The sequence below is a fragment of the Arthrobacter sp. MOO21 genome (assembly GCF_057369995.2).
Genome location: NZ_CM170671.2, coordinates 1,101,283 through 1,112,441, shown reverse-complemented (window position 1 = coordinate 1,112,441; position 11,159 = coordinate 1,101,283). Strand labels below are relative to the sequence as shown.

11 protein-coding genes are annotated in these 11,159 nt (G+C 65.4%); 9 read left to right on the top strand and 2 right to left on the bottom strand.

What is annotated here, in order from left to right:
• The first annotated feature begins 90 nt into the window (after nt 1–90).
• The 5 genes from AC2JAJ_RS05045 to AC2JAJ_RS05025 all read left to right on the top strand — a co-directional run bounded on the left by AC2JAJ_RS05045 (nt 91) and on the right by AC2JAJ_RS05025 (nt 4,798).
• Nucleotides 91–1,383, top strand: a complete 1,293-nt coding sequence (locus tag AC2JAJ_RS05045) for an extracellular solute-binding protein (protein ID WP_501053395.1) — start codon at nt 91–93, stop codon at nt 1,381–1,383.
• 7 nt (nt 1,384–1,390) lie between these two features.
• Complete coding sequence (locus tag AC2JAJ_RS05040) at nt 1,391–2,428, top strand: carbohydrate ABC transporter permease (RefSeq protein WP_486416646.1); 1,038 nt, start codon at nt 1,391–1,393, stop codon at nt 2,426–2,428.
• Nucleotides 2,425–3,324, top strand: a complete 900-nt coding sequence (locus tag AC2JAJ_RS05035) for a carbohydrate ABC transporter permease (RefSeq protein ID WP_486416647.1) — start codon at nt 2,425–2,427, stop codon at nt 3,322–3,324. Before AC2JAJ_RS05040 ends, AC2JAJ_RS05035 begins: the two co-directional genes overlap by 4 nt.
• Nucleotides 3,321–3,569: a hypothetical protein gene (locus AC2JAJ_RS05030; protein ID WP_486416648.1), complete on the top strand. Its 249-nt coding sequence runs from the start codon at nt 3,321–3,323 to the stop codon at nt 3,567–3,569. The genes AC2JAJ_RS05035 and AC2JAJ_RS05030 overlap by 4 nt, the downstream gene beginning before the upstream one ends.
• A gap of 176 nt (nt 3,570–3,745) precedes the next feature.
• Entirely contained in the window at nt 3,746–4,798 is a 1,053-nt protein-coding gene (locus AC2JAJ_RS05025; RefSeq protein WP_486416649.1) for a LacI family DNA-binding transcriptional regulator, read from the top strand.
• A gap of 37 nt (nt 4,799–4,835) precedes the next feature.
• Here the strand turns inward: AC2JAJ_RS05025 and AC2JAJ_RS05020 are convergent, their stop codons facing one another.
• A complete protein-coding gene (locus AC2JAJ_RS05020) occupies nt 4,836–5,720 on the bottom strand; it encodes a DUF8083 family protein (RefSeq protein WP_221385394.1) in 885 nt (294 codons plus the stop codon).
• Nucleotides 5,721–5,754: 34 nt separating this feature from the next.
• The gene (locus AC2JAJ_RS05015) at nt 5,755–6,561 is read right to left on the bottom strand and encodes an exodeoxyribonuclease III (RefSeq protein WP_486416650.1); all 807 of its coding nucleotides are present in this window, start codon (nt 6,559–6,561) and stop codon (nt 5,755–5,757) included.
• Nucleotides 6,562–6,720: 159 nt separating this feature from the next.
• Between AC2JAJ_RS05015 and AC2JAJ_RS05010 the strand changes: the two genes are divergently transcribed.
• From AC2JAJ_RS05010 to AC2JAJ_RS04995, 4 genes are read left to right on the top strand one after another with little or no spacing between them, the layout of a single operon-like run.
• The gene (locus tag AC2JAJ_RS05010) at nt 6,721–8,217 is read left to right on the top strand and encodes a CoA-acylating methylmalonate-semialdehyde dehydrogenase (protein ID WP_486416651.1); all 1,497 of its coding nucleotides are present in this window, start codon (nt 6,721–6,723) and stop codon (nt 8,215–8,217) included.
• A complete protein-coding gene (locus tag AC2JAJ_RS05005) occupies nt 8,217–9,317 on the top strand; it encodes an enoyl-CoA hydratase/isomerase family protein (RefSeq protein ID WP_486416652.1) in 1,101 nt (366 codons plus the stop codon). Before AC2JAJ_RS05010 ends, AC2JAJ_RS05005 begins: the two co-directional genes overlap by 1 nt.
• Complete coding sequence (gene mmsB, locus AC2JAJ_RS05000) at nt 9,310–10,302, top strand: 3-hydroxyisobutyrate dehydrogenase (RefSeq protein WP_473695036.1); 993 nt, start codon at nt 9,310–9,312, stop codon at nt 10,300–10,302. The genes AC2JAJ_RS05005 and mmsB overlap by 8 nt, the downstream gene beginning before the upstream one ends.
• Entirely contained in the window at nt 10,299–11,075 is a 777-nt protein-coding gene (locus AC2JAJ_RS04995) for an enoyl-CoA hydratase (RefSeq protein WP_486416653.1), read from the top strand. Before mmsB ends, AC2JAJ_RS04995 begins: the two co-directional genes overlap by 4 nt.
• Nucleotides 11,076–11,159 lie beyond the last annotated feature (84 nt).

Genomic DNA, 11,159 nt, shown 5'->3' with positions numbered 1-11,159 from the left:
CAACCTTACTAGTGTGATGGTCACCACATCAACCTCACCTAGCAAGCGCACTGTCGACCTACTTGTCACTCAGCGAGGAGCTTCAAGCTAATGAAAACCCCTAGATTCCTGCTTCCGGCTGCCACTGCCGGCATTCTGGCCCTGACGTTATCCGCCTGCGGCGGCGGAGGCGGAGGGGGCACCAGCGGCGGCGGTGGAGGCAGCGACGCTGACGCCAACCTCGACGGCCGCGGGCCCATCACCTACGTCCAGGGCAAAGACAACAGCAACGTCGTCCGGCCCCTCGTGGAGAAGTGGAACGCCGACCACCCCAATGAAAAGGTCACCTTCAAGGAACAAACCGACCAGGCAGACCAACAGCATGACGACCTTGTCCAGCATTTCCAGGCCAAGCAGTCCGACTACGACGTCGTCGACGTGGATGTTGTCTGGACAGCCGAGTTCGCAGCTAAGGGCTGGCTGCAGCCTCTGAAGGACAAGATGGCGATCGACACCAGCGCCATGCTCAAGCCGACCGTGGACAGCGCAACCTACAAGGGCACCCTGTACGCCGCTCCGCAGACGTCCGACGGCGGTATCCTCTACTACCGCAAGGACCTGGTGCCCACTCCGCCCAAGACCTGGGACGAGATGATGGGCATGTGCTCCATTGCCCAGGCCAATAACATCGGGTGCTACGCGGGCCAGTACGCCAAATATGAAGGCCTTACCGTGAATGCTTCCGAGGCAATCAATTCCTTCGGCGGTTCAGTTCTGGACAAGGACGGCAAGCCGAGCTTGAACACACCTGAAGCCAAGACCGGACTGGAAAAGCTCGCAAAGGCCTACGCCGACGGAAACATCCCGAAGGAAGCGATCACGTACAAGGAAGAAGAAAGCCGGCGGGCGTTCCAGGATGGGAAGCTCCTTTTCCTGCGCAACTGGCCTTACGTCTACAACCTGGCCACCACCGAAGGATCCTCGCAAGTAAAGGACAAGCTTGGACTGGCGGCCCTGCCGGGCAAGGATGGCCCCGGTGCGTCGTCGCTCGGCGGCCACAACCTGGCGGTGAGCGTTTACTCCAAGAACAAGGCCACGGCCCTGGACTTCCTGAAGTTTATGACCTCCGAGGAAACTGAGAAGTTCTACGCTACGCAGGGTTCCCTTGCTCCGGTTCTTGGCAAGCTGTACGAGGACCCGGAACTCGTTGCCAAGCTGCCCTACCTTCCGGTCCTGAAGACGTCTATCGAAAACGCCGTGCCGCGTCCGGTTACCCCCTTCTATCCGGCAGTCACCAAGGCAATCCAAGATAACGCCTACCCTGCAATCAAGGGAGAAAAGTCAGTGGAAGCAGCGCTCTCCGACATGCAGAAGTCCATCGAATCCGCCGGTGCGGGATCGTAGTTCTGCCATGGCAACCGAACTGGGCCCGACGTCGGTGAAAACACCGGCGTCGGGCGGCACCCCCGTCCATCACGCGCCCAAGGGTGTGGGGGAAGACAACAGGATTGCAAGCCAGGGGCGCTGGGCATCCTGGCTGCTGGCCCCCACCATCATCGCCTTGGGCGTGGTGATCGTCTACCCCATCATCAGCGCCATCGTCATGTCATTCCAGAAGGACGCCGGCCTGGATCCCGCCACCGGTCTATTCACGGCAGGAGGCCCAGCGGGTATCCAGAACTACGTGAACTGGCTGGCTCAGCAGTGTTCAGCTCCCGGCGGGGGAACAGTAGCCTGTCCGCCTGGCACTCTGGGAGGCCAGTTCTGGTCCGCCACGGCAACCACCTTTTTCTTCACAGTGGTGACCGTTGCCTTGGAAACCGTCCTGGGCTTCTGGATGGCCATGATCATGGCCCGCACGTTCCGAGGCCGCAGTCTGGTCCGTGCTGCTGTGCTGGTGCCTTGGGCCATCCCCACAGCCGTGACCGCAAAGCTGTGGTTTTTCATCTTCGCCTTCGAAGGCATCGCCAACAAACTGTTCAACGTCAGCATCCTTTGGACGGGCAGCGAATGGCCTGCAAAGTGGGCTGTGATCATCGCCGACGTCTGGAAAACCACGCCTTTCATGGCGCTGCTGATCCTCGCAGGTCTGCAGATGATCCCCGCGGAAGTCTACGAAGCGGCCAAGGTGGACGGCACCACGGCCTGGCAGCGGTTCCGCCTGATTACGCTTCCGCTGGTCAAGCCGGCACTGATGGTGGCAGTCCTCTTCCGCACCCTGGATGCGCTGCGCATGTTCGACCTGCCGTACATCCTGACGGGCGGCGCGAACAACACCACCACGTTGTCCATCCTGGTGATCAACCAGATCCGGCAGGGATTCAACTCGGCGGCCGCGCTGTCCACCATCACCTTCATCATCATCTTCCTCGTCGCGTTCATCTTTGTCCGCTTCCTTGGGGCGAACGTGGTTGAACAGAGCGGCGCCACAGGAAAGGGGAAGAAATGACCGCGGCAACGGCTGACGCCACAGCGCTTCGTGCCCGCCAGGACAAGGGTCGCAAGGCCGCCCAGAACCGGGAAAAGTGGGCGCAGGGGAGGACCTACCTCAGCGCCGCCATCATCTTGCTCTGGTGCCTGGCACCGGCCTACTGGATGGTGGTAACCGCGTTCCGCGAGGTGGGCTACACCTATGACACGTCAATCCTGCCCACCCACGTGACACTGGACAACTTCAGGACCGCCTTTGACACGTCATTTGGCAACAGGTTTGGCCAGGCTCTGCTCAACAGCGTGTTCATCGGTGCCGTCGTGACGGCAGTATCCCTGCTGATCGGTGTGTTCGCAGCCTACGCCTTGGCCCGGCTGAACTTCCGGGGCAAGTTCCTGGTGCTCGGCTTCATCCTGGGAGCTTCGATGTTCCCCGGCGTTGCCCTGATCACCCCGCTGTTCCAGCTGTTCACTAACATTGGCTGGATGGGCACCTACCAGGCCCTGATCATCCCCAACATTTCCTTCGTACTCCCGCTGACGGTCTACACCATGACCTCATTCTTCCGGGAGATGCCGTGGGAATTGGAGGAATCGGCCCGGGTGGACGGCTGCACGCAGGGGCAGGCATTCCGCAAAGTCATTATGCCCCTGGCGGCACCGGCGATCTTCACCACGGCAATCCTGGCGTTCATTTCTTCCTGGAATGAGTTCCTGATCGCCAGCCAGCTGTCCAGCGACGCGACGCAGCCGGTGACCGTGGCCATTGCGAACTTCGCCGGCGCACAGCCCAACCAGATCCCGTACACGGCCATTATGGCCGCGGGCTCCATCGTCACCGTTCCCTTGGTGATCCTGGTGCTGGTGTTCCAGCGCAAGATTGTCGCCGGCCTTACGGCAGGTGCAGTCAAGTGACGGCCAACGGTTCCCGCCCCCAGGCCAAGGGGGCGGGAAACCGGACCCGGCTGGTCCGGTCCGGCGAGGATTTTGACATCATCATCGGGTTCCTCGGCTTCTGGGCGATTGTCCTCCTGGTGGTTACTGTCTGGATGGAAGTGACGGCCCAGCCAGCCCTCGGCTGGGCGCTGGGACTGCTGGCCACGCTGCTGGCGCTGTACGGCATGGTGCGGCTCCGGCGGAAACTTCCCGCCCGCAGGTAGCTGGACCGCGGTGGTCAACAGTGCCCCGCGGAGGGCGCCTGCAGGGCGCCCTTCGCGCGCAGTTGCCCGCGTGCCACAGTTACCGGTGCGCAGCCGCGAAATGAGAAGATACAGGGTTTGGGGAGTACCGCGGGGCTTGCGGCCCTGCGCCGCAAAGGAGTGGATGAGGGGACACGGTGGCACGGACAACAGAAAGGTCCCAGCGGGGCGGCCATAACGGCGTCAGCATCGAGGACGTGGCGGCAGCCGCCGGAGTATCAACCGCCACTGTGTCCCGGGCCGTACGCGGGCTGCCCCGGGTGTCGCCGGCCACGCGTGAGAAGATCCTCGAGGTGGCCGGGAACCTGGGCTACGTTGCCTCCTCATCTGCCTCCGGCCTTGCCACCGGACGTACCAGGACCATCGGAGTGCTGGCGCCGTTCGTCAGCCGTTGGTTCTTTTCGAAAGCCATCGAGGGGGCGGACCGGGAACTGCATGCCCGCAATTACAACCTATCCCTGTTCAACCTCGGCGGCCACGGCAGCAACCGGGAGCGGCTCTTCAGCAAGACCATGGTCTATAAGCAGATCGACGCCCTCCTGGTCCTGTGCATGGCGCTCAGCCATGACGAATTGGACCATCTTCAGAAGATCGACATCCCCCTCGTCGTCGTCGGCGGCCACGTCGAGGAGTGCTCGTACATCGGCATCGACGATTACGCAGCCGCCTCAACCGCGGTGCGGCACCTGATCGACCTCGGCCATAAGAAGATCGCCCTTCTGCACGGCGATGACGAGACCGACCTGAACTTCGATGTTCCGCGGGTGCGGATCCTGGCCTTCAAGGACGTCATGGCTGCAGCCGGTCTCCCCACCCGCCCTGAATGGGACGAATGGGGCGACTTCACCGTCCGCAGCGGCCAGGAAGCCCTGCGCCGGCTGTGGTCGCGGGAGGGGGAAAAGCCGACCGCGATTTTCTGCGCGTCCGATGAGATGGCGATGGGTGTGATCTTTGAGGCCAACCGCCTTGGCATCCGGGTTCCGGAGGACCTGTCCGTGGTGGGCATCGACAACCACGACTTTGCCGAAGCCATGGGACTGACCACAGTCGGCCAGCGGCCGGACGATCAGGCCGAGCTGGCCACCAAGATGCTCCTTGACGAACTGGACGGCCAAATCGGGGCCGTGCATTCCGCCGTCGCGCCCCACGAACTCATTGTCCGCCGCAGCACAGCACCTCCGACGCACTAAAACGGCTGGGCTAAACCGGCAACTGCAGGCAGGCGGCTCAGGATGCCCGGGCCAGCTGGCGGATGGGAATCCAACGCGAGGCAAGCCGCCGGTATGCGGCCGCGGCCCCGGTCATGTCGCCCTCGGCAAGGCACTCGATGCCCAGCCTGATGTCCATGGGGGACTCGTCCGGATAGACCTTGTCCGCCACGGCGCCGTAGTCCAGTTCCACCATCGAGTCCACGTGGAACAGCTCCAGCCATTCCGTCAGCTGCGCCAGGTCATCGAGCATGTCCAGGTCCGGCGCGGCCAGCGCCAGGTTCGCCACCGCATACCGGGCCCGCTCCAGCGCATCGGTGATGGGAGCCCAGACGCGCACCGTGAGGATCCGCCCGGCGGCCTCCACCACGTCCTTGCGGTCTGATTCCATGAATAGGGAAAACCAGCTGAACGGGATTCCCCAGGTGGACGCCCGCGTATGGACGCGGATGGAACCGTCCCGGGCCTTCACCAGGTCGATCCGTTCCTGATGCCGGTCGCGCTGCTCCTCGGGGATGAGCAGTTCCGCCAGTGGTCCGTGGATGCCCTCCATCAGGGCGTTGGCTGCCAGCCCGGCGCGCAGGACCAGCTGGCTGGGACAGTACAGCAGCACCTGCCCGGCGTCAGCGCCGGCGTCGGCCGCTCCAGCTTCGGGGGCCGGGGCGGTAGTGACGCGCACCAGGTCGGTGCGGCCGGTGGGGAACGGGTCTCCACCGGAGCGGGTAATGCGTCCCAGCGAGGCCAGCAGTTCGGCATTTTCGACGGCGGCACGCGAGGCTGCGCGGGCCCCCGCCGCCTGGATCGCGGCGCGCTGCTCCTCCGGGAAGGCTTCCAGGGGTTCGTAGACGCGCAGCGTGGAGGAAAAAGGCAGGCCGGCCTGGCCCCGGTAGAGGTTGCCCGTCATCACGGTCTCCTTGGATGGGTCCAGGTCGTTTTCATCAGTCCGCCAGTTCCACCAGCACGGGGGCGTGGTCCGAGGCGCCCTTGCCCTTGCGTTCCTCGCGGTCGATCGAGGCGCCCGTGACCCGGGCGGCCAGGGCGGGGGAGGCCAGGACGAAGTCGATCCGCATGCCTTCCTTCTTGGGGAAGCGCAACTGGGTGTAGTCCCAGTAGGTGTAGACGCCGGGCCCGGGGGTGTAGGGACGGACCACGTCCGTGAAGCCGGCGGATTCGAAGGCATGGAACGCGGCCCGCTCGGGCGGGCTGACGTGCGTGGACCGGTTGGCGATGAAAAGGTCGATGTCCCAGACGTCCTCATCGAAGGGCGCGATGTTCCAGTCGCCCATCAGCGCCACCTGCGCCTGCGGGTCTTCCGCCACGAGTCCCTGCGCGTGTGTTTTGAGGCTTTCCAGCCACTTGAGCTTGTAGGGCATGTGCTCGTCATCCAGGGACCGTCCGTTGGGGACGTACAGGCTCCAGATCCGGATGCCGGCGCAGGTGGCGGCCATGGCCCGGGCTTCCTGGACGGGGTCCTTCCCCGCTTTGCCAAAGGAAGGCTGGTCCAGGAACGTCCGCTCAACGTCCTCAAGCCCAACGCGGGAGGCGATGGCGACGCCGTTCCACTGGTTCACGCCGAAGTGGGCAACCTCGTATCCCATCCGCTCGAAGAGCTCCCACGGGAAGTTGTCGTCCTTGCACTTGGTTTCCTGGATGGCCAGGACATCGCAGTCACTGCGCTGCAGCCAGGCCTCCACGCGGTCGGCGCGTGCGCGGAGGGAGTTCACGTTCCACGTAGCTATCTTCACGGTTTCTAACTTACCTTGGCAGCCGGTCGGCGGGTAAAGCCTCCCGGAGCCCCCGCCCGAAGTGGGCCGGGATGGGGAGGACTTCGGCGGACAGGGCGGGTATATTCGCAACCACAATGACCTGGACCACCCACCCGGGCATGCAAAGGAGCACCAGCCATGCGCGAACTCTCCCACTATGTCGGCGGACACCACGTGCAGGGAACGTCCGGCCGCTTCTCAGATGTCTTCGATCCCTGTACCGGCCGGGTCCAGGCACGGGTGCCGCTGGCCAGTGGCACCGAGGTGGCGGACGCTGTTGCCACGGCGGCGAAGGCCCAGCCGGAGTGGGCCGCCATGAACCCCCAGCGCCGGGCGCGGGTCCTGCTGCGGTTCGTGGACTTGGTGAACCGCACCATGGATGATCTTGCCCGGCTGTTGTCATCCGAACACGGAAAGACGCTCGCGGACTCCCGGGGCGACATCCAGCGGGGCCTGGAGGTGGTGGAGTTCTCTGCCGCGGCGCCACACCTTCTCAAGGGCGAGTTCTCCAGCGATGCCGGCCCGGGAATCGACATTCATTCGCTGCGCCAGCCGCTGGGCGTGGTGGCAGGCATCACGCCTTTTAACTTCCCGGCCATGATTCCACTCTGGAAGTCGGGGCCGGCGCTCGCGGCCGGCAATGCGTTCATCCTCAAGCCCTCCGAACGGGACCCGTCGGTGCCGTTGCGGCTGGCCGAACTGTACAGCGAGGCCGGCGTTCCGGACGGGGTATTCAACGTGGTCAACGGGGACAAGGAAGCGGTGGACGCCCTGCTGGTGGACCCGGGGGTCAAAGCAGTGGGCTTTGTTGGGTCCACGCCCATCGCCGAATACATCTACGCCACAGCGGCCGCCGCCGGAAAGCGGGCGCAGTGCTTTGGCGGGGCCAAGAACCACATGGTCGTCATGCCCGACGCCGACCTGGACCAGGCGGCGGACGCCCTCATCGGCTCCGGCTACGGGTCAGCGGGGGAGCGGTGCATGGCTGTTTCCGTGGCTGTGCCCGTGGGCCAGGAGACGGCGGACCAGTTGGTGGCCAGGCTCCAGGAGCGGATCAAAGCACTGAAGGTGGGACCCAGCCTGGAGCCCGGGGTGGACTTCGGCCCAGTGGTTACCGCGGCTGCCAAGCAGCGGATCGAGGGCTATATCGAGGCCGGTGCGGAGGCGGGAGCCACCCTCCTGGAGGACGGCCGGGGCCTGGCAGTGGACGGCCACGCGGACGGGTTCTGGCTGGGGCCCACCCTTTTCGACCACGTCACCCCGGACATGGCCATCTACCGCGACGAGATCTTCGGACCTGTCCTGGTGGTGGTCCGCGCCGCCGGCTACGACGAAGCGCTCCGGCTCTGCAGCGACAATCCCTTCGGCAACGGCGTGGCGATCTTCACCCGCGACGGCGGCGCCGCCCGGGACTTTGCCACCCGGGTGGACGTGGGCATGGTGGGCATCAACGTCCCGATCCCGGTGCCGCTGGCCTACTACACCTTTGGCGGCTGGAAGGCATCCGGCTTCGGCGACCTGAACCAGCACGGCGCCGATGCCTTCCGTTTCTACACCAAGACCAAGACGGTCACCACCCGGTGGCCCTCGGGAATACGCCACGGAGCGAGCTTCGTGATGCCGGAAGGAAGCTGATGGGCGCAGGACAAAGCAACGGGACCACCGAAGTACTCTTTGAACGCCGTGGCCGGCTTGGAGTGTGCACCCTCAACAGGCCCAAGGCGGTCAACGCCCTCACCGCCGGGATGGTGGGGATGCTCCTGGAGCAGCTCACCACATGGGCGCAGGACGACGGCGTCTCCGCCGTCCTGGTCCAGGGCGCCGGGGAGCGGGGCCTCTGCGCGGGTGGAGACATCGTGGCCATCTACCAGGACATGCTGCACGGCGGGAGCGCGACGGCGGATTTTTGGCAGACCGAATACCGCGTCAACGCCTTGATCGCCCGGTATCCCAAGCCCTATGTGGCCCTCATGGATGGGCTGGTCCTGGGCGGAGGGGTGGGGATTTCCGCGCACGGGGATGTCCGCGTCGTCACCGAGCGGACCCGCACGGGAATGCCGGAAACCACCATCGGGTTCGCGCCCGACGTCGGCGGAACCTACCTGCTCTCACGCGCACCCGGGGAAACCGGAACCCATGCCGCCCTCACCGGGGCACACCTGGATGCCGCTGACGCCCTGTTCCTGGGCCTCGCGGACCACTATGTCCCGTCCCAGGCACTGCCCCGGCTGGTGGGCGCGCTGGAAGACCAAAGCCCGGAAGACGCCGTCGCGCGTTACACGGCGCAGGCTCCCGCCTCGGTCCTGGCCGGGCAACAGGAGTGGATCGACGCCTGCTACGCCTCCGACGACGCCGAAGACATCGTCCGCCGGCTCCGCGCCTGGAAGGGCCCGGGGAGCAGCGAGGCAGCCGACGCGGCGGACACGATCGAAGCCAAGTCGCCGACGTCGGTCAAGGTCACCCTGGCATCCCTGCGCCGGGCCAAACACCTGACCCTGAACGAAGCACTGGCCCAGGAGTACCGCACAGGGCTGCGTTTCCTGGCCGGGCCGGACTTCCGTGAAGGCATCAGGGCGCAGGTGGTGGACAAGGACCGGAACCCGACGTGGAAACCAGCCACGCTGGGGGAGGTCCTTCCGTCCCAGGTGGACCGGTTCTTCCAGCCGCTGGACGGCGCCGAGCTGGACCTGCAGCCTGGCCAGGAACTATTGGAGAAGGAGGCAGGCCATGCCTGACATGCTGACAGTAGCCTTCCTGGGGCTGGGGCACATGGGTGCGCCCATGGCCCTGAACCTGGTGCGGGCGGGCCATCGGGTGACTGGTTTCGACGTTGTGCCCGCAGCCGTGGAAGCGGCCCGGGAGAGGGGCGTGCCGGTGGCCGGAGGTGCGCTTGACGCGGCGGCCGGCGCCGACGTCGTCCTGACGATGTTCCAGACCGGCCGGCAGGTGCTCGACGCCTACAGCGGTCGGGATGGCCAGCCGGGGCTGCTGCAGGCTGCCGCTCCCGGGACGATGTTCCTGGATTGCTCCACCATCAACGTGGAGGAAGCGCGCGAAGCTGCCAACCTTGCGGTGGAGGCCGGCCACCGTTCCGTCGATGCCCCCGTTTCCGGTGGCGTGGTGGGGGCCGAAGCGGGCACCCTCACGTTCATGGTGGGCGGTGACGCGGAGGACTTCCAGAAGGTCCTGCCGCTCCTGGAAGCAATGGGTAAACGGGTGGTCCACTGTGGTGCACACGGTGCGGGCCAGGCCGCCAAGGTCTGCAACAACCTCATCCTGGGCGTCTCCATGATTGCGGTCAGTGAAGCCTTCGTGCTCGGCGAAAAACTGGGCCTGAGCCACCAGGCCCTGTTCGACGTGGCGTCGGCCGCCTCGGGCCAGTGCTGGGCCTTGACCACCAACTGTCCCGTGCCGGGACCCGTTCCCGGCAGCCCCGCCAACCGGGATTACCAGCCGGGATTCGCGGGGGCGCTCATGGCCAAGGACCTCAACCTCGCCGCCAACGCCCTGCGGACCACCCATGTAGCCGCGCGGATGGGTCCGCTGGCAGCCGAAATCTACGATAGGTTTGCCGCGGAAGGCGGCGCCGGCCGGGATTTTTCCGCGATTATCACCGATATCCGGAACAAATCCGGACAGCAGGCCGCGGCGGCAGCAGGGGAGGCCTCAAACGCCGGCCCTGCGCCCACACTGGCACACGACGACGGGAGCCCCGAATGACCGAATACGCCAACATCCTGGTGGAGCAACGGGACAGGGTGGGGCTGGTGACACTGAACCGCCCCTCAGCCTTGAATGCGCTGAACAAAGCCACCATGGAAGAGGTGGTGTCCGCCGTTACCGCCATGGATGCCGATCCCGGGGTGGGAGCGGTGGTGATTACCGGTTCGGGCAAGGCGTTCGCCGCGGGAGCCGACATCAAGGAGATGGCGGACCAGGGCTACATGGATATGTACGCTGCGGACTGGTTCCGGGGCTGGGAGGATTTCACCCGGCTGCGCATACCCACTGTAGCCGCGGTGGCCGGATTTGCCCTCGGCGGCGGCTGCGAACTGGCCATGATGTGCGACCTCATCATCGCCGGTGACAACGCCAAGTTCGGCCAGCCGGAAATCAACCTGGGCGTGCTCCCGGGCATGGGTGGATCCCAGCGGCTCACACGGGCCGTGGGCAAGGCGAAAGCCATGGACCTGATCCTCACCGGCCGGTTTATCGGCGCCGAGGAAGCAGACCGGTGCGGTCTGGTGTCCCGGGTGGTTCCGGCAGAGACGGTGGTGGACGAGGCCCTCAAAGCCGCCGCGGTTATTGCCGGCAAGTCGAAACCCGTGGCGATGGCAGCCAAGGAAGCCGTGAATGCCGCCTTTGAAACCGGGCTGGCCCAGGGCGTCTTGTTCGAGCGCAGGCTTTTCCATTCCCTGTTCGCCACCGAGGACCAGAAGGAAGGCATGGCTGCCTTCACGGAAAAGCGGGAGCCCGAGTTCAAGCACCGGTAAGCCGCAGGGCAGCGGCTCCCCTGCCCTTCCACGGAAGCCTGTCCTGCCACGGAAGCCCGCCAGGCCCCGTAAGGTGGACACAGA